The organism is Micromonospora sp. NPDC005205 (assembly GCF_040608275.1).
GTDB lineage: Bacteria > Actinomycetota > Actinomycetes > Mycobacteriales > Micromonosporaceae > Micromonospora.
This window is the reverse complement of sequence record NZ_JBEXHV010000002.1, coordinates 578172-596064: the sequence shown is the minus strand read 5'-3', so window position 1 is coordinate 596064 and position 17893 is coordinate 578172. Positions and strand designations below refer to the sequence as shown.

The window sequence follows — 17893 nt, the reverse complement described above, 5'->3', positions numbered from 1 at the left end:
GATCGAGCCCTGCGCTGTCTCCGAGCGGATCGCAACGGGAGAGTGGCGCGGGGCGCGGGGCGCGGGGCGCGGGGCGCGGGGCGCGGGGCGCGGGGTGCGGGGCGCGGGGCGACGCGCCGTAGCGGCGTCGGACCTCGGCGGAAGGGGGTGGCTGTCGGTCGACGGAGCTAGGCTTGTTGTCGCGCCCCCCCGTCCGGCTGGACGAGGGGCCGCCGTCGTGTGCGTCGACTCCCCGGGAAGGATTTCCCTTGCTCACCGGTCTGTTCACCGCCGCCCTGGCCGACCCCGGGCTGGCCCGGGCGCGTGACCTGGCGCGCTCCGGTGCCGCCCAGGTCGACGGCCTCGACATCACCGCCCCGGCGGCACTGCGCCCGTTCGCCGTCGCGGCGGTCGCCGCGGACAACGACGGCGCCGGGCGACCGGTGCTGGCGGTGACCGCCACCACCCGGGAGGCCGACGACCTGGCCGCCGCGCTGGGTGGGTTGCTGCCGGCCGAGCAGGTGGTCGTCTTCCCCTCCTGGGAGACGCTGCCGCACGAGCGGCTGTCCCCCCGATCCGACACGGTCGGCCGGCGGCTGGCCGTGCTGCGCCGGCTGGCGCACCCGGAGGCGAGCGACGCGCACGGCGGCACCGGGCCACTGCGAGTGGTCGTGGCCCCGGTCCGTTCGCTGCTCCAGCCGCAGCTCAAGGGGCTCGGCGATCTGGAGCCGGTGCAGCTCGCCGCCGGCGAGGAGGCCGACCTGGAAGAGGTCGCCCGCCGGTTGATCGACATGGCGTACGCCCGGGTCGACCTGGTCACCAAGCGCGGCGAGTTCGCGGTGCGCGGCGGCATCCTCGACGTCTTCCCGCCCACCGACGAGCACCCGTCCCGGGTCGAGTTCTGGGGCGACGAGGTGGAGGAGATCCGCACCTTCGCCGTCGCCGACCAGCGGACCATCGAGCAGGTACCGCTGCTCTGGGCACCGCCCTGCCGCGAGCTGCTGCTCACCCCGGCCGTCCGCGACCGGGCCGCCGCGCTCGCCGAGCAGCACCCCGAGCTGGCCGAGATCCTCGACAAGCTGGCCGAGGGCATTCCGGTGGAGGGGATGGAGTCGCTGGCCCCGGTGCTGGTCGGCCCCGACTCGCTTGAGCTGCTGCTGGACGCCATGCCGGCCGGCACCCACGTCCTGCTCTGCGACCCGGAGCGGATCCGCACGCGGGCGCACGACCTGGTGCGTACATCGGAAGAGTTCTTGCAGGCCAGCTGGGCTGCCGCCGCGGTCGGCGGCCAGGCCCCGGTGGACGTCGGCGCCGCCGCCTTCCGCACCCTCGGCGAGGTACGCGCCGCCGCGGGCAAGCTCGGTCAGCCGTGGTGGACGCTGTCCCCGTTCGGATTGGTGGACGACCCTCATTCGGTCCGGAGTGCCGGCTCCCGGCGCGGAGGCCGAATTATGGTCGACGGGGAGACCGCCGAGGCGCGGCAGCCCTGGGAGGACGCGCCGGAACAGGCCGCCGTCACCCCGGACGACGCCATCGCGGTGACCCTCGCCGCCCAACCGGCGCCGCTCTATCACGGCGAGACCTCGCGGGTGGTGGAGGACCTCAAGCGCTGGGCCGGCGAGGGTTGGTCGATCGCGCTGGTCTTCGAGGGGCACGGCCCCGCCCAGCGGGCGGTGGAGGTGCTGCGCGACGCCGGCCTGGGTGCCCGGTTGACCGAGGAGGTGCCGACCGCGCCCGTCCCCGGCGAGCTGGTGGTCACCTGCGGTGCGCTGAGCAGCGGGTTCGTCGACGAGGCGTCCCGCTTCGTGCTGCTCACCGGCAACGACGTGACAGGCGGTCGGGGCACCTCGACGCGGGACATGCGCAAGATGCCGAGCCGGCGGCGCAACACCATCGACCCGTTGGAGTTGAAGACCGGCGACCACGTGGTGCACGAGCAGCACGGCATCGGCCGCTACGTCGAGCTGGTGCAGCGCACCGTCAACGGCGCCAGCCGGGAATACCTCGTCATCGAGTACGCGGCCAGCAAGCGGGGCCAGCCCGGCGACCGGTTGTTCGTCCCGACCGACCAGCTCGACCAGCTCTCCCGCTACGTGGGCGGCGAGCAGCCGACCCTGCACAAGATGGGCGGCTCGGACTGGCAGAAGTCCAAGGCCCGCGCCCGCAAGGCGGTCCGGGAGATCGCCGCGCAGCTCATCCAGCTCTACGCCGCGCGCAAGGCGTCCAAGGGGCACTCGTTCGGCCCGGACACCCCGTGGCAGCGGGAGCTGGAGGACGCCTTCCCCTGGCAGGAGACGCCGGACCAGCTCGCCGCGATCGACGAAGTCAAGCGGGACATGGAGCAGACCGTCCCGATGGACCGGCTGATCTGCGGTGATGTCGGCTACGGCAAGACCGAGATCGCGGTCCGGGCGGCGTTCAAGGCGGTGCAGGACGGCAAGCAGGTGGCGGTGCTGGTGCCGACCACCCTGCTGGTTCAGCAGCACTACAACACGTTCGCCGAGCGGATGAGCCAGTTCCCGGTCGAGATCCGGCAGCTGTCCCGGTTCCAGACGGCGAAGGAGACCGAGCGCACGATGGAGATGGTCGCCGACGGCACCGTCGACATCGTCATCGGTACGCACCGGCTGTTGCAGACGGCGACCCGCTTCAAGCAGCTGGGTCTGGTGGTCGTGGACGAGGAGCAGCGCTTCGGTGTCGAGCACAAGGAGCACCTGAAGACGCTCCGCGCGTCGGTCGACGTGCTCAGCATGTCGGCCACCCCGATCCCGCGCACCCTGGAGATGGCGATCACCGGCATCCGGGAGATGTCCACCATCGCCACCCCGCCGGAGGAGCGGCACCCGGTGCTCACCTTCGTCGGCGCGCAGGACGACCGGCAGGTGGCCGCGTCCATCCACCGTGAGCTGCTCCGCGACGGGCAGGTCTTCTACCTGCACAACCGGGTCGAGTCGATCGACCGGGCGGCACGCCGGCTGCGGGAGCTGGTGCCCGAGGCGCGGGTCGCGGTGGCGCACGGCCAGATGGGCGAGGACGCCCTGGAGAAGGTCATGGTCGGCTTCTGGGAGAAGGAGTTCGACGTCCTGGTCTGCACCACGATCGTCGAGTCGGGCATCGACATCCCGAACGCCAACACGCTGATCGTGGAGCGGGCCGACCTGCTCGGCCTGGCCCAGCTACACCAGATCAGGGGCCGGGTCGGCCGGGGCCGGGAGCGGGCGTACGCCTACTTCCTCTACCCGCCGGAGAAGCCGCTCACCGAGCACGCCCACGAGCGGCTGGCGACCATCGCCCAGCACACCGAGTTGGGCGCCGGCATGTACGTGGCGATGAAGGACCTGGAGATCCGGGGCGCCGGCAACCTGCTCGGTGGCGAGCAGTCCGGGCACATCGAGGGCGTCGGCTTCGACCTGTACGTGCGGATGGTCGGCGAGGCGGTCTCCGCGTTCAAGGGTGAGCGGCCGGAGGAGGAGACCGACGTCAAGATCGACCTGCCGGTCGACGCGCACCTGCCACACGACTATGTGAGCGTGGAGCGGCTGCGCCTGGAGATGTACCGCAAGCTCGCCGAGGCGCGCGACGAGGAGCGGCTGGGCGAGGTGATCGCCGAGATGACCGACCGGTACGGCGAGCCGCCGGCCCCGGTGCAGAACCTCGTGGAGGTGGCCCGGTTCCGTCTGCTGGCCCGCCGCTACGGCCTGTCCGACGTGTCCATGCAGGGCAAGCACGTACGGTTCGGCCCGCTGCCCCTACCGGACTCGAAGCAGTTGCGGCTCAAGCGCTACCACCCGGATGCCGTCTACAAGCAGGCCACCGACCAGGTCAGCGTGCCCCGACCGACCACCCGTCGGATCGGTGGGGAGCCACTGCGTGACCAGGCGTTGCTCCAGTGGTGCGCGCAACTGCTCTCCGATGTGCTCGGTGCTCCCGCCCCCCTCGTCGTCGCCGCGAGCGCCTGAGCCGGCGGTGTGCTCTCGACCAGGGGCGGTCAGCGCGTCGACGCCGTCCCTGGTCGTGGGATGAGCGAAGGTGGGGGGTGTCACAACCCGGGGTGACGGCGTGAGAGAGTGACCGCTATGCGTGCTCGCCGTCTTGCCGCCGTCGCCACTGTGGCGCTCGGCCTCGTCGCCCTCTCCGGTTGCCGTGCTGAGCCTGGTATCGCCGCTTACGTCGGTGACCAGCGCATCACCGACGTTCAGGTCTCCACCGCGATGAAGGACCTGCGGACGAAGAACCCGGCGCCGGAGTCGTCCGCCAGTGGGCAGCCCGGGGCGTCGCAACCGACCCTGCCCAAGGTGGCCGACGTGGTTCGGACCATGGTGCTGACCAAGGTGTGCGAGAAGCTCTCCGCCGAGAAGAACTACCAGCCGCGCGGCCAGGTGGCGGCCGACCAGGCTGCCCAGCAGCTCGGTCTCGACCCGGCGACCGGGCACGTGCGGGAGGTGGCGAAGCTCTTCACCTGCCTGTCCGGGTTGCCGGCCGAGCCGGTCGAGCCGACCAAGGAGGAGATCGCCGACGTGATCGCCGCCGGTCGTGCGGCCGGCAAGATCCCCGCTGAGGTGACCGATGAGGCAGCCGCCCAGCAGCTCGACGGCGAGCAGCTGCGCGGCGCGCTGGCGACCAAGAGGATCCTGGCGGAGGCGGCCGGTCGTTACGACGTCACTGTCAGCCCTCGGTACCGTCCGCTTGAGTTCCCGCTGCTCAGCTTCGCCGATGACGCACCCGCGGTGAGCGTGCCGCTGGGTGAGCCGGGCTCCGACGCGGTCACCGACATTTCCACCCCGGAGGGGCCGACCGGGGCGCCGGAGGCCGAGGGCACGGCCAGCTGAGCATGACGGCACGGATCGTCCTCCTGGTCACCTCACCCCGGTTGCCCGCCGGCCTGTTGACGGCTGCGGCCTGGGACGTCGTACGCCAGCACCCGGTGTTGACCGGCGCGGACAGCGAGTTGACCACTGCCGTTCGCCAGGCGGGCGCCGAGGTCACAGTGGTGGACGGCCCGGCGACGCAGCCGTTGCTGGACGCGGTGGCGACGCACGGCACCGTGGTGTGGCTGGCCGGTCCGGCGGGTGACGAGGCGTTGGCCCGGGAGTTGGGTCTGCGGCTGGCCCGGCAGCCGGGGTTGGCCGAGATGGAGTTGATGTACGGCTCGTGGGATCCGCCGGGTGCCCGGCTGCTCGACGCGGTGGCCGTGCTGGATCGACTGGCCTCTCCGGGTGGTGACCCGTGGAAGCGGGCGCAGACGCACCGCAGCCTCGCCGGTTACCTGCTGGAGGAGAGCTACGAGGCGTACGACGCGATCAGCGCCGACGACACCGACGCGCTGCGCGAGGAGTTGGGCGACGTGTTGTTGCAGGTGGTGCTGCACGCACGGCTCGCCGAGGAGTTGCCCGAGGACGAGCGGTGGACCATCGACGACGTGGCCGGTGGCCTGGTCGACAAGATGATCCGGCGTAATCCGCACGTCTTCGCCGGTGCCGAGGCGGGCACCCTGGAGGAGATCACCGAGAACTGGGAGCGGATCAAGCGCGCAGAGAAGGCACGCGACTCGGTGCTGGACGGCGTGGCCCTGAGCCAGCCCGCCCTGGCCCTGGCCGCGCAGATCCTGAAGCGCGCCGCCCGCAGGGGCATCGAGGTCCCACCGCCGTTGGCAGACACCCAGGTGGACGCCGAAGCAAGGTTGGGCGCGAGCCTCCTGGCCACGGTAGCTGCGGCCCGAGAGGCGGGCATCGACCCGGAAGCTGCCCTGCGCCGCGCCACCTTGGCCTACGCAGAGGCCATCCGAACCGCCGAAACCCCACCCGCTGAAACCCCCACCCCCGAACCCCCAGACCGGCGTTGATCATGAAGTTGTTGCCACGACACGCCGAGGTCGACGGCAATAACTTCATGATCGACGTAACAGGTGGCAGTGGGTGCGGCGGTCGGTAGGGTGGTGCGGTGGAGGCGTTTGGGGTGCTGGCTGAGCGGGTTGTCGAGGCTTTACTGGAGTCGCGGCCGGGGGTTGCCACCGCCGCGGGTGACCACCGCTTCGACGACCGGCTGCCGGATCTGTCCGCCGACGGGTTGACCGCCGATCGGGCGATGCTCTCCGACGCGGCCAACGCACTGTCCGAACTGGACCCGGACTCGCTCGACGTCGACGAACAGGTCGACCACGCCCTGCTCACCTCATTCGTGGATCGGGAGCTGTTCGAGCTGACCGAGATCCGCTCGCACGAGTGGGATCCGCTGCGGCACAACCCCGGCCCGCTGCTGCACCCGTTGCTGGCCCGCCCGTACGCCCCCGCTGACGTGCGGCTGACCCACCTTGCTGGCCGGCTCGCCGCCGTACCGGACGCCCTCGCCACCGCCCGCGCGACGCTGCGGGACATGCCACGCCTCCACGCGGAGACGGCCGTCGGGCAGTTCACCGGCACGGCCGCGCTGATCCGCGACGAGCTACCGGCACTGCTCGCCCAGGCGCCGGGCCACCTCGACCGGGTCGAGCCGGCGGCCACCGCCGCGATCGCCGCGCTGGACGAGTTCGTCGTCTGGCTGCGCACCGGCCTGGCCGCCGACGCCGGCCCCGGCCGTGACCCGCGACTGGGCCGGCGCCGCTGGGAGGCCCGGCTCTGGCACACCCTCGACACCGAGCTGGGCGCCGCCGAGATCCAGCGTCGCGCCTGGGCCAACCTGGACCGCGTCACCGCGGAGATCCGCGAGGCCGCCGTCGAGTTGGTCGGTGGCCCGGCCGACGACGCGACGGTACGTCGGGCGTTGGACCTGCTCGCCGCCGAGCACCCGAACGACGCGACGATCGTCGAGCTGGCCGGGGTGACACTGGACGAGGCGACCGACTTCGTCCGCGCACACGACCTGGTCACAGTGGTCGACGACCGGTGCGTCATCCAGGAGATGCCGGAGTTCGCCAGGGGGGTCGCGGTGGCGTACTGCGACGCGCCCGGCCCGCTGGAGACCGCCGTCGTGCCGACCTTCTACTGCATCGCACCCACCCCGTCGGACTGGTCCGCGCAGCGGGTCGAGTCGTTCTACCGCGAGTACAACGACCACATGATCCGCAACCTGACGGTGCACGAGGCGATGCCGGGGCACTTCCTCCAGCTCGCCCACGCCCGCCGCTACGTCGGTGGCACCCGGGTTCGCGCGCTGGCCGAGTCCGGCCCGTTCATCGAGGGCTGGGCGGTCTACGCGGAGGAGATGATGACGGGGCTCGGCTTCGGCGGTCTGCCGGTGCGGTTGCAGCAGCTCAAGATGCAGCTGCGGATGACCATCAACGCGTTGCTCGACCAGTTGGTGCACGCCGAGGACCTGCCCGAGGCCGAGGCGATGGCGTTGATGACCGGGCGTGGCTTCCAGGAGGAGGGCGAGGCGGCCGGCAAGTGGCGGCGCGCCCAACTGACCTCCACCCAGCTCTCCACCTACTTCGTCGGGTACAGCGAGGTGGCCGAGATCGCCGCCGCCCGCCCGGACGGCGTGTCGGTCCGCGACTGGCACGACGCGATGCTCGCCCACGACTGCCCGCCCCCGCGCCACCTGCGCACCCTGCTCGGTCTCTGAGGAGAAACGCCGGGCCGCGCGGGTTTCAGCGCCGCCCGGCGCGGTCACCGTCGCGTCGATCAACCAGCGCGAGATGGAGTACGCGGGCGGCAGCTGCGCCGGCTCGACCGGTGGACCGGTCACGAGCCGCCGGGGCGGCGGTCGACGACATCGGCGCCGGTGGGTGGTTCGAACGCGCCCTCGTCGACGGCTGCGGAGTAGTTGCTCATCGCCAGCTCCATCGGCTTGCCGTCGACCGGTCCGGTGAAGCTGCCGAGCACGCCCTCGGTGGTCACGCAGGCGGTGAAGTCGCCGGACGACGAGCTCTGCACCGCGACGCAGGCGGCGTGGTGCCCGGCGACTGTGGTGTCACTCTGCTTGATGACCGCCTGTGGGTCGAGCGCGGCGGCGGTGAGCAGCCCGACCACCACCGGCGGCGTGACGAGGCCCTGCTGGTTGGCCTCGTCGAACAGCGTCACAGTGGGCTTGCTGCCGGGGGTGGGCGGCGTGATCAGCGTGCACTGCGGGCGGGCGCTGGTCGTCGTGCACCGGGTGATGGCCTCCGGGGTGACGGTGAGCTGCCCTCCCGGATAGGTGTACGTGGATCGCACCGGGTCCTGCGCCTGCACGATCGCGGCGCGTTGGCCACCGGGCAACTGGTAGTCGGCCGAGTAGGTCAACTCCAGTGCCCGATCGAGCCGGGCGGCGAGGTCGTTGACGAGTTGCGAGCGGCCCATGGCGACTCCGGCGTCCTCGAATGTCTGACAGCCGGTGACCGTGAGCGACGCGATGACCGACACGGCGAGCATGCGGAGGGTGGTCGAGGCGGCGGGCATGCCGACCAGCCTGGTGGATCTGGTCCGCGCAGCGCAAACCCGTTGCCGGTTGACGCCCGGAAATCCGGGAATGTCCGTCAGTGCGGGGCGACTCGGGTGCGCGGGCGACGCCGTGCCGTTTCCCGTGGCCCGATACGCTGCGTTCAACACCTGCCTCAGCCGCACCGTCGCGGCCCACCCACGGACCGGATCACAACAACGAGGAGCGACTTAGTGGCAACCATCGAGGGAATCGTCGCCCGGGAGATTCTCGACTCGCGGGGCAACCCCACGGTCGAGGTCGAGGTCGGCCTGGACGACGGCACGGTGGCTCGCGCCGCGGTGCCCTCCGGCGCCTCCACCGGCGCGTTCGAGGCGATCGAGCTGCGCGACGGTGACGCCGACCGCTACCAGGGCAAGGGCGTGGAGAAGGCGGTCTCCAACGTCGAAGACAAGATCGTCGACCAGATCATCGGGTACGAGGCCAGCGAGCAGCGGCTGATCGACCAGAAGATGCTGGACATCGACGGCACCGACAGCAAGTCGGAGCTGGGCGCGAACGCCATCCTCGGGGTCTCCCTCGCGGTGGCGAAGGCCGCTGCCGGCAGCGCCGAGCTGAGCCTCTTCCGTTACCTGGGCGGCCCGAACGCGCACCTCCTGCCCGTGCCGATGATGAACATCCTCAACGGTGGCGCGCACGCCGACTCGAACGTCGACATCCAGGAATTCATGATCGCGCCGATCGGCGCGCCCACCTTCCGGGAGGCGCTGCGCTCGGGCGCGGAGGTCTACCACGCGCTGAAGTCGGTGCTGAAGAAGAAGGGCCTGTCGACGGGCCTCGGTGACGAGGGTGGCTTCGCGCCGAACCTGCCGACCAACGCGGCGGCTCTGGACCTGATCGCCGAGGCGGTCGAGAAGGCCGGCTACCGGCTCGGCACCGACATCGTGTTCGCGCTCGACGTGGCGGCCACGGAGTTCTTCGACAACGGCACCTACACCTTCGAGGGTGCCGCGAAGTCCGCCGAGGACATGAGCACCTACTACACCAAGCTGGCCGACGAGTACCCGATCGTGTCGATCGAGGACCCGCTGGCCGAGGACGACTGGAGCGGCTGGCAGACGCTGACCGCCTCGATCGGCGACCGGGTGCAGATCGTCGGTGACGACCTGTTCGTCACCAACCCGCAGCGCATCGCCCGGGGCATCGCGGAGAAGTCCGCGAACGCGGTCCTCGTCAAGGTCAACCAGATCGGCTCGCTGACCGAGACCCTGGACGCGGTGGACCTGGCCCACCGGGCCGGCTTCAAGTGCATGATGAGCCACCGCTCCGGCGAGACCGAGGACACCACCATCGCCGACCTGGCGGTGGCCACCGGCTGCGGCCAGATCAAGACCGGCGCCCCGGCCCGCTCGGACCGTGTCGCCAAGTACAACCAGCTGCTCCGGATCGAGGAGGAGCTGGCCGACGCGGCGCGCTACGCCGGCGCTGGCGCGTTCCCGCGCTACCGTTCGGCCTGAGACGCACGAAGCCTCGGGGGAGGGGTGTGACGATGCAGCAGCGCCGCACACCGGGTGGTCAGCGTCCCGCCCGCCGGCCGGGTCAGTCCGGTCAGCCGGGCGGTGGGCGTGCCACGCGGGGATCGGTCCGGGAGGCCGGCGTACGCGCCGAGCCGCGTGCCGCCGGTCGCGCGCCGGGTGCTGCCCGTGGCACCGAAGGGGTGCGCTCCGCGAATCGTCCCGCCGCCGCTCGGCGTACCGCTGCCGCCGGTTCGGTGAAGCGGCTCGCCGCACCCCACCCCCGTCGCTTCACCGGCCGGGCCACGGTGCTGTTCGCGGTCCTGATCGCGCTCGCTCTGGCCTACACCTATCCGGTTCGGGTCTACCTGGACCAGCAGGCCGACATCGAGCGGATGGAGGCGGCCCAGGCGGTGCAGGAACGCGAGATCGCCAAGCTCGCCGCCGAGGCTGCCAACTGGGAAGACGACGAGTACATCAAGACGCAGGCTCGGGAGCGGTTCTTCATGGGCGAGCCGGGCGAGAAGATAATGGTGGTCCTGCACGACCCGGAGGGCGCGGCCCGGGACGCCGGGAAGTCAGCCGGTTCGGCCCCGCCAGCCGGGCCGGTGACCTGGTACGACACGCTCTGGTCGAGCGTGCGGGCGGCGGACAGCCAGCAGCCGGGCCAGTGATCCACCGACCAGCACACCAGGAAAGATGGGCACCGTGACTGTCGTACCACCGTCGGAGCCGGCTGCGGATTCCGTTCCCCTGCCGCAGCGCGAGCCGGCCACCGAGGCCGACCTGGCCGCGGTGGCCGCGCAGCTCGGCCGGACGCCCCGAGGCACCCGCGCGGTGGCCCACCGGTGCCCGTGTGGCCTTCCCGACGTGGTGGAGACGACCCCCCGCCTCGCTGACGGCACCCCGTTCCCGACGCTCTACTACCTGACCTGCCCCCGGGCCACCGCCGCGTGCAGCCGACTGGAGTCGGCGGGGCTGATGAAGGAGATGGCGGACCGGCTGACGACGGATCCGGAGTTGGCCGCCCACTACCGTGCGGCGCACGAGGACTACCTCACCCGCCGGGAGGCGATCGGCGAGGTGCCGGAGATCGCCGGCATCTCGGCCGGTGGGATGCCGGGCCGGGTGAAGTGTCTGCACGTGCACCTGGGTCACGCGTTGGGTGCTGGCCCCGGGGTGAACCCGTTCGGCGACGAGACGTTGGAGCTGGTCGAGCCCTGGTGGTCGGCGGGGCCGTGCGTGGACGTGCCGGCGGCGGAATGAGCACGCAGGCCGCGGATCAGATCACCGTACGGCGGGCCCGCACCGGGGACGTGCGGGGCATCCGGCGACTCGTCGACACCTACACAGACGACCGGCGGCTGCTGAGCAAGGCCACCGTCACCCTCTTCGAGCAGGTGCAGGAGTTCCGGGTCGCGGTCCGGGCCGAGGACGACGTGGTGGTGGGCTGCGGCGCGCTGCACGTCATGTGGGAGGACCTGGCCGAGATCCGCACGGTGGCGGTCGACCCGTCCTGTCGGGGCCGGCGCATCGGTCAGCGGCTGGTCGGTGAGCTGATCGACGCGGCCCGCGAGCTGGGCGTGGCGCGGATCTTCGTGCTCACCTTCGAGACCCGGTTCTTCGGCTCGTTCGGTTTCCGCGAGATCGACGGCGCTCCGGTGCCGCAACCGGTCTACGAGCAGTTGCTGCGCTCGTACGACGAGGGTGTCGCGGAGTTCCTGGACCTGGAGCGGGTCAAGCCGAACACGCTGGGCAACACCCGGATGCTGCTGCGCCTGTAGGTCAGGCTTTGCGGGGGTGAGCGGCGAAGAACTCCCACATCAGGTCCGTGGCGGACAGCCCCGCGGAGGATGCGGCGAGTTGACCCGATGTCGCTCCCGGCCAACTGTGACCCATGTCGGCGATCGTGTAGACGCTGACCTCGCTGCCGTCCGCGCAGCCCGCCACCGTGTGCGTGACACCCGGCACCCCGGACGCCTTCGGGCTCGGCCGGCAGTTGAGCCTCTGCTGCCAGGTCTGCATGCCGGCCTGGAAGGTCGAGGCGTAGCGGTCCTGGCCGCCGATGAAGGTGATCACAGAGACCGGGCTCTTCGGCACGTAACTGTCGGCGGTGGTTAAGTTTCCGCTGTATCCACCGCTGACCACCCCGATCGCGGCGAACGTGCCGGTGCTCTCCACCGCCGCCCGGAAGCTCATGTCGCCGCCGTTCGAGATGCCGGTGAGGAACACCCGGTTCGGGTCCGCGTGCCAGGTCTGCACCAGATGGTCAGTGAGGGCCTTGAGGAAGCCGACGTCGTCCTCGCTTCCGCAGCAGATCAGCGCGTTGAAGCCGCCGCCCCGCCCGTCGGGGTAGGCGACCAGCACGTTGTCAGTGTCGGCTCTGGCGTCCAGGCCCGCCAACTCCCGCATCGACGATCCAAGGCCGGGATAGAAGTGCAGCGCGATGACCAGCGCGGAGGGTCTGCCCGGGTCGTACCCCGGTGGCGCGTGCAGCAGGTAGGTGCGGTCGAGTCCGTTGTGCTGCAGGGTGAGCTGGTGGTCACCGGCCGCCGGTCGCTCGCTCGACGCGGACGGTGAGGCTGGTGGGGCCGACGAGGGTTGCCCCCGCTCACCACAAGCTGCGGCGACGATCATCAGGCAGAACCCCGTCAATACCGCCAGTGCTCGCCGCACGCCGGCCACCCCCCGTCGACCTCGCGGTCCACACTGGAGAGCACTCGGCCGCGGATCAACCCTTTCGGTCCTGGCCGAAGGCAGGCAGGCTGTTGCCATGCTTCGACTCCGGCTCGGGTCGGCCGACCTGTGCCGGGTGCGGTTCGCCGATCGGCTGCATCCGGTCGGGATCGCGCTGCTGGCCGGTCAGTGGCTGCGCGATCCCACTGTCGCGGCGATGGCGCCGACCCTGGCCGAGCGGGTGGCAGCGGCCGAGGGCACAGCTGCCGCCCAGGCTGCCACCGCGGTCCTGCGGCATCTGCTGCCCGACCGGGGACGTCTACCGGACTTCGTCACTCCCTTCGACGGCCTGGAGTCGGTGGAGGCCGGGCTGGAGGCGATCCGGGCCACCCCGGCGCGGCGGGTCCGCGCCGAGGTCACCCTCGCGTACGCCGACTCGTCGGCCAGCCCACTGCGGCGGCGGTTCGCGGCGGCCGACCCGGAGGTGCTGGACCTGTTCGGCGGGGCCGTGCGGACCTGGTTCGACGCGGTGCTCGAACCGCACTGGGCCGAGCTGGTGTCCGCGTACCGTCAGCAGGTGACGTCCGCCAGCCAGCGGCTGGCGCAGCACGGCCTGGCCAGCCTCTTCGCCGGTCTGCACCCGGGGATCCGGTGGCGGGAGCCGGTGCTGGAGGTACGGACGTGGTGGGACGGTGATCTTCCCGGCACCGGCCACGGGATCATCCTGCTGCCCTCACCGTTGGCCGGGCCGCGGCCCCGGGTGCTCGTCGAGCAGGGTTACCCGATCCTGCTCGTCTACCCGGTGGTCATGCCCGTGCGCGGGGCTCCCGCCGACGACGATGCCCTCGGTCGACTGCTCGGCGTCACCCGGGCGCTGGTGCTGCGCCGACTGGCGACCGACGGGGGGCTGACCACCACAGTGTTGTCCCGGGCGGTCGGGATCAGTCTCTCCTCGGCCTCGGAACACGCCCGCGCGCTGCGGACCGCCGGTCTGGTGACCAGCGAGCGGGAGGGCGGGGCCGTCCGACACCACCTGACCGCCCTGGGTCTGGGGTTGTTGCGGGGCCGGTCGGGCGACCTGGGCGAGTCGTGACCCACGGCCAACCAAGCCGTCGGGTGGCCGCCCGTCCTGCCGTAAGGTTGCTGCCGTGACGACGCGTGTGGCGGCCATCGACTGCGGGACCAACTCGATCCGACTGCTGGTCGCCGACCTGCCCGACGCCTCGGCCGGGCCGCAGGCACCGCTGGTCGACCTGACCCGGCGGATGGAGATCGTCCGGTTGGGGCAGGGCGTGGACCGCACCGGCCGACTGGCGCCGGAGGCGATCGAGCGGACCAGGGTGGCGTTGGCGTCGTACGCCGCGGACATCGAGAAGCTGGGCGCGCAGCGGGTGCGGATGTGTGCCACCTCGGCCTCCCGCGACGCCGCCAACGCCGCCGACTTCACCGAGATGGTGCGGGCCACTCTCGGTGTCGCGCCCGAGGTGGTCAGCGGCGACGAGGAGGCCCGGCTGTCGTTCACCGGCGCGGTGCGCGGGCTGCCTGCCGACGCCAAGGAGCCGTTCCTGGTCGTCGACATCGGCGGTGGTTCCACCGAGTTCGTGGTCGGTGACCGGGCCGCCGGGGTGCGGTCGGCGATCTCGGTGGACATCGGCTGCGTCCGGATGACCGAGCGGCACCTGCCCGGTGACCCGCCGACGCCCGAGCAGGTCGCGGCAGCGCAGGCCGACATCGCCGCGGTGGTGGACCGGGCGCTCGCCGTGGTGCCCGGTCGCGAGGCGGCCACCCTGGTCGGCCTCGCCGGGTCGGTCACCACTGTCGTCGCGCTCGCGCAGGGCCTGCGGGAGTACGACCCGGAGCGCATCCACCACGCCCGGGTGTCGTACGAGGAGGTCGCCCGGGTGACGGCGGAGCTGCTGGGTCAGACCCGTGCGCAGCGGTTGGCGAACCCGGTGATGCACCCGGGCCGCGCCGACGTGATCGGCGCCGGTGCGCTGGTGCTACGCGTGATCATGGAGCGGGCCGGGATGCCGTCGGTGGTCGCCTCGGAGCACGACATCCTGGACGGCATCGCCTGGAGCCTCCAGCCGACCACGCGCTGACGGCTTGATCGACTCGCCTTCATTGAAAACGCGGTGTCCGAGCGCCTCGGATGACCCGACTTCCTGAAAACCGAGTCGATCATCGCCGCGGGTCCGGTGCCGACCCGGCCGGGCTTCGCTTTAGTCCGTCGTCAGGTCGGGCCGGTGCTGCCGGACCCATTCCTCGACGTCGGTGCGCCGCCAGATCTGGCCCATCCGCAACACCTGATACGGAGCCGGGAAATCGCGTCGGGACGCAACTACGGAAGCCCGAGCGCGGGACACCCCGCCGAGCATGTCTCGTATTTCAGCGATCCCAACGAACTCGCCCATGGGTTGACGGTAGGTACCCTCGATTGTTCGACGATCGGTAACAGCGATAGGGGTTGACGATCGGCAACGGCAATAGCACGATCGAGGGATGTCGGCGTCGAATACCCCTCCGTCTCGCGACCGTCAGTGTCGTGCCGTACGCCCGCACCTGCCCATGCGGCCTCTCTGGCTCTGTCGAGTGTGTGCTGCTCCCTGGCCGTGTCAGCCGGCGCGACTGTTGCTGGTGATCGAGTATCGACGGGATCGGGTTGGCCTTAGCATCTACATGGCTGGCCTGCTCTTGGAGGCCACCGCAGACTTGATCAAGCTCAATCCGAATCCAGCCCCGTCCCCGGTCGACATGTTCGCCAGGTTCGTGGGCTGGACCGCGCGGGGGATTGCTCGCGATTCGATCGGCCCTGAACCGCCGGAACCGCCCTCGCGGGACGCTTGATCAACTCGTGCTCCTTGAAAACGCGGCGTCCCGGTGCCTCGGATGACCCGACCTCCTGAAAACCGAGTCGATCACCGCCGCGCGCGTCCGGTGCGGCCCGGCGTGTCGGAGCTGATTCGTTGACGGTACTGCGCATTGCGCACTACTGTGCAATCCGTGGACACCACACAGTTGTTGAAGGGCGTGCTTGATCTGGCCGTCCTGGCCGTGCTCCGAGAGGAGGACGGTTATGGCTACGACATCCTGCGCCGGCTGCGCGAGGCCGGCCTGGAGGAGGTCGGTGACGCCTCGGTCTACGGGACGCTGCGCCGCCTCTTCGCCGCCGGCCTGCTCACCACCTACGTCGTGCCGAGCGAATCCGGGCCGCACCGCAAGTACTACTCACTCAACGCGGCGGGGCGTGACCAGCTGACCCGCTCCGGCAAGCTCTGGCGCTCGTTCGCCACCACAATGGACACCTTGCTCGACGATCGGGGGTTGGCGGCATGACCGTCGCGGAGCAGGAGATCACCGACTATGTGGCGCGGGTCCGGGCCGCTCTGGCCGACCTGCCTTCCGGGCAACGCGACGAGTTGACCGAGGATCTCGCCGACCACCTCACCGAGGTCGCCGCCGAGTCCGAGGGCACCCTGGTCGAGCGGTTGGGCGAGCCCGAGACGTACGCCGCCGAGCTGCGCGCCGCGTCCGGCGCGGCACCGGGCAGCGGGCGCAACCTCGACCAGCGGGTGGCGAGCGCGATGGCCCGGGTCCGCGGCCGGCTGCGCACCGTTGACACCCGGCTCGGCCCACCCCTGGGGTACGAGACGGCCAGCGACTTCCTCCGACTGTTGCGCCCGGCCTGGTGGGTGCTGCGCGGCTATCTGGCGGCGATGCTGGTCACCGTGATCACCACCGGTGGCGAATTCGGGCTCCTGCCGAGGTTCGGCGGTGAGCTGCTGGCTGGCCTGATCATGCTGATCGGCTTCGTGCTCGGCTCCATCTGGATCGGTCGTAGTTCGGCCCAGCTGACCCGCTGGCCGCGCTCGGCCGTGCAGGTCGCCAGCGTGGTGCTGGTGGTCTTCGCGTTCGCCGCGCTGATCCAGGCCGAGGACCGGATGCGTTACGGCGACTACGGCTACGACCCGACCGCTGTCGACAGCCAGTACGACCGGGTCCGGGACGTCTTCGTCTACGACAGCGAGGGCCGCCTGGTGGAGAACGCCCGGCTCTTCGACCAGAACGGCAATCCGATCCGGCTCGGCTACCCGGACTGCTCGGAAGACGCCTACGTGAACCAGGCGCTGCGGGCGTACCCGTACTGTCCGGAGCAGGCGCCCTTCGTGCCACGTGCGCCGGGCGCGCCTCTCCCGGCCGTGTCACCGGCAACCACGCCGGACCCGAGCGGCACTGTGGACCCGACCAGCCCACCGGAGCCCAGCGGCACGTCGGAGCCGGGCGGCACGGCCGGGCACACCGGGCCACCGCTGCCGACCGGTACGGCCACCGACGTGCCGTCGAGCGGAACGCCAACCCCCACCCCGACGAGCTGAACCACGGTGTGAACTGGATCATGCGGCTGATGCTGGGAAATGGCTGAACGGACGAGGCGAGCGGGACGGCACCGGAAATCAATGATCGTTACGGTGTCGTCTGCTCATCAACCCCTCGGAAGGAACCCCCGTGCCAGAGCAGGTCGCACCGCCCCCCGCGCCCGACGCCGCAAACCCTGAGCCGGCCGTCGGGACGCCGCAAGCGGCCGCGCCGCAGCCTGCCGTGCCCCAGCAGCGGTCGGTCGAGCCGGAGCCGGCTGCCGCGACGCCTGTCGCCGCCGAGGCGCCGCAAGCCGCCGAGACGCCCCAGCCGGCCGGGACGCCGCAAGCCGCCGAGACGCCGCAGCCGGCCGGGACGCCCCAGACCCCCGAGATGCCGCAAGAGGCCGGCACGCCGGCGGCCGGGACGCCGCAAGCCGCCGAGACTCAGGCGGCCGAGACGTCGCAGGCGACCGAGCCGAAGGCGGAGAAGTCCGGTGCGAAGAAGGTCCTCGGCATCGTCGGTGCGATCCTCGTCGTCGTCGTCATCGCCGGCCTGAAGTTCGGTGTCGCCTCGGCGATCGGCAACTTCTTCAACAAGGACGCGACGGCGGACGCCAAGACCGGCGACTGCATCGCCGAGCTGCCCGAGGTCACCGGCACCGAGCAGGAGGAGGTCGACGGCGCCAAGGTCGTGGCGTGCACCTCCACCGACGCGGCGTACAACGTGGTCGGTCGGGTGGACGGCCAGAGCGAGGCGCAGGCGAAGGCCGACACCACCTGCACCCAGTTCTTCAAGGAAGGCCAGGAGGGGTACATCTTCTCCAGCATCGAGCCGGGCAAGACGGGCTACGTGCTCTGCCTGACCAAGAAGGTCTGACCACAGCGGTAGCTGGACATCGACGGCGGCGGGGGCAGACCCCGCCGCCGTCGGCGTACCCCGAGTCACCGGGGGGCGAACGGGAGGTGAATGCCACTGTTCCGGCGTCTTCCCGAGGGCCGCGTGGCGTGGCA

Annotated in this window: 16 protein-coding genes; 13 read left to right on the top strand and 3 right to left on the bottom strand. The window is 71.3% G+C overall.

The genetic code is table 11. The annotated features are described in order from the left end of the window. Nucleotides 1-248 precede the first annotated feature (248 nt). The 4 genes from mfd to ABZU43_RS07315 all read left to right on the top strand — a co-directional run bounded on the left by mfd (nt 249) and on the right by ABZU43_RS07315 (nt 7539). Nucleotides 249-3938: a transcription-repair coupling factor gene (gene mfd, locus ABZU43_RS07330; RefSeq protein ID WP_355005662.1), complete on the top strand. Its 3690-nt coding sequence runs from the start codon at nt 249-251 to the stop codon at nt 3936-3938. Between the two features lie 117 nt (nt 3939-4055). Further along, entirely contained in the window at nt 4056-4808 is a 753-nt protein-coding gene (locus ABZU43_RS07325) for a hypothetical protein (RefSeq protein ID WP_355005661.1), read from the top strand. A gap of 2 nt (nt 4809-4810) precedes the next feature. Further along, a complete protein-coding gene (locus tag ABZU43_RS07320; protein ID WP_355005660.1) occupies nt 4811-5821 on the top strand; it encodes a nucleoside triphosphate pyrophosphohydrolase in 1011 nt (336 codons plus the stop codon). Between the two features lie 98 nt (nt 5822-5919). Beyond that, nucleotides 5920-7539, top strand: coding sequence for a DUF885 domain-containing protein (locus tag ABZU43_RS07315; protein WP_355005659.1), 1620 nt, complete (start codon nt 5920-5922; stop codon nt 7537-7539). A gap of 119 nt (nt 7540-7658) precedes the next feature. Here ABZU43_RS07315 and ABZU43_RS07310 read toward each other — a convergent pair whose 3' ends face one another. Continuing rightward, the gene (locus tag ABZU43_RS07310) at nt 7659-8354 is read right to left on the bottom strand and encodes a hypothetical protein (protein WP_355005658.1); all 696 of its coding nucleotides are present in this window, start codon (nt 8352-8354) and stop codon (nt 7659-7661) included. Nucleotides 8355-8567: 213 nt separating this feature from the next. Between ABZU43_RS07310 and eno the strand changes: the two genes are divergently transcribed. Genes eno through ABZU43_RS07290 form a run of 4 tightly spaced genes read left to right on the top strand, consistent with a single transcriptional unit; the run spans nt 8568 to nt 11632 of the window. Next, nucleotides 8568-9851, top strand: a complete 1284-nt coding sequence (gene eno / locus ABZU43_RS07305) for a phosphopyruvate hydratase (protein WP_269681111.1) — start codon at nt 8568-8570, stop codon at nt 9849-9851. A gap of 32 nt (nt 9852-9883) precedes the next feature. Then, the gene (locus ABZU43_RS07300) at nt 9884-10522 is read left to right on the top strand and encodes a septum formation initiator family protein (protein WP_355005657.1); all 639 of its coding nucleotides are present in this window, start codon (nt 9884-9886) and stop codon (nt 10520-10522) included. Nucleotides 10523-10556: 34 nt separating this feature from the next. Further along, entirely contained in the window at nt 10557-11114 is a 558-nt protein-coding gene (locus ABZU43_RS07295; RefSeq protein ID WP_124861646.1) for a DUF501 domain-containing protein, read from the top strand. Further along, nucleotides 11111-11632, top strand: a complete 522-nt coding sequence (locus ABZU43_RS07290) for an amino-acid N-acetyltransferase (protein WP_355005656.1) — start codon at nt 11111-11113, stop codon at nt 11630-11632. The genes ABZU43_RS07295 and ABZU43_RS07290 overlap by 4 nt, the downstream gene beginning before the upstream one ends. A gap of 1 nt (nt 11633) precedes the next feature. Here the strand turns inward: ABZU43_RS07290 and ABZU43_RS07285 are convergent, their stop codons facing one another. After that, the gene (locus ABZU43_RS07285; RefSeq protein ID WP_355005655.1) at nt 11634-12524 is read right to left on the bottom strand and encodes a PHB depolymerase family esterase; all 891 of its coding nucleotides are present in this window, start codon (nt 12522-12524) and stop codon (nt 11634-11636) included. Between the two features lie 97 nt (nt 12525-12621). Between ABZU43_RS07285 and ABZU43_RS07280 the strand changes: the two genes are divergently transcribed. Together ABZU43_RS07280 and ABZU43_RS07275 are read left to right on the top strand one after the other, a co-directional pair. Further along, nucleotides 12622-13617, top strand: coding sequence for a helix-turn-helix domain-containing protein (locus tag ABZU43_RS07280; RefSeq protein ID WP_355005654.1), 996 nt, complete (start codon nt 12622-12624; stop codon nt 13615-13617). 67 nt (nt 13618-13684) lie between these two features. Then, nucleotides 13685-14626 carry a Ppx/GppA phosphatase family protein gene (locus ABZU43_RS07275; protein ID WP_355005677.1) on the top strand — a complete coding sequence of 314 codons (942 nt, stop codon included), beginning with the start codon at nt 13685-13687 and terminating at the stop codon, nt 14624-14626. Between the two features lie 120 nt (nt 14627-14746). On the opposite strand, the gene ABZU43_RS07270 is transcribed toward ABZU43_RS07275, so the two are convergent. Beyond that, nucleotides 14747-14938 (bottom strand): hypothetical protein, encoded by a 192-nt coding sequence (locus ABZU43_RS07270; RefSeq protein ID WP_355005653.1) that lies wholly within the window; start codon nt 14936-14938, stop codon nt 14747-14749. Between the two features lie 589 nt (nt 14939-15527). Between ABZU43_RS07270 and ABZU43_RS07265 the strand changes: the two genes are divergently transcribed. The 3 genes from ABZU43_RS07265 (at nt 15528) to ABZU43_RS07255 (ending at nt 17759) form a co-directional block, all read left to right on the top strand. Then, complete coding sequence (locus ABZU43_RS07265; protein WP_088986312.1) at nt 15528-15860, top strand: PadR family transcriptional regulator; 333 nt, start codon at nt 15528-15530, stop codon at nt 15858-15860. After that, complete coding sequence (locus tag ABZU43_RS07260; protein ID WP_355005652.1) at nt 15857-16900, top strand: hypothetical protein; 1044 nt, start codon at nt 15857-15859, stop codon at nt 16898-16900. The genes ABZU43_RS07265 and ABZU43_RS07260 overlap by 4 nt, the downstream gene beginning before the upstream one ends. Nucleotides 16901-17030: 130 nt before the next feature. Beyond that, a complete protein-coding gene (locus tag ABZU43_RS07255) occupies nt 17031-17759 on the top strand; it encodes a hypothetical protein (protein ID WP_355005651.1) in 729 nt (242 codons plus the stop codon). The last annotated feature ends 134 nt before the right edge of the window (nt 17760-17893 follow it).

Coding starts and splice junctions, on each gene's coding strand:
- ABZU43_RS07325 (WP_355005661.1), top strand. CDS start 4,056: ATGCGTGCTCGCCGTCTTGCCGCCGTCGCCACTGTGGCGCTCGGCCTC.
- ABZU43_RS07320 (WP_355005660.1), top strand. CDS start 4,811: ATGACGGCACGGATCGTCCTCCTGGTCACCTCACCCCGGTTGCCCGCC.
- ABZU43_RS07310 (WP_355005658.1), bottom strand. CDS start 8,354: ATGCCCGCCGCCTCGACCACCCTCCGCATGCTCGCCGTGTCGGTCATC.
- ABZU43_RS07300 (WP_355005657.1), top strand. CDS start 9,884: ATGCAGCAGCGCCGCACACCGGGTGGTCAGCGTCCCGCCCGCCGGCCG.
- ABZU43_RS07290 (WP_355005656.1), top strand. CDS start 11,111: ATGAGCACGCAGGCCGCGGATCAGATCACCGTACGGCGGGCCCGCACC.
- ABZU43_RS07280 (WP_355005654.1), top strand. CDS start 12,622: ATGCTTCGACTCCGGCTCGGGTCGGCCGACCTGTGCCGGGTGCGGTTC.
- ABZU43_RS07270 (WP_355005653.1), bottom strand. CDS start 14,938: ATGGGCGAGTTCGTTGGGATCGCTGAAATACGAGACATGCTCGGCGGG.
- ABZU43_RS07260 (WP_355005652.1), top strand. CDS start 15,857: ATGACCGTCGCGGAGCAGGAGATCACCGACTATGTGGCGCGGGTCCGG.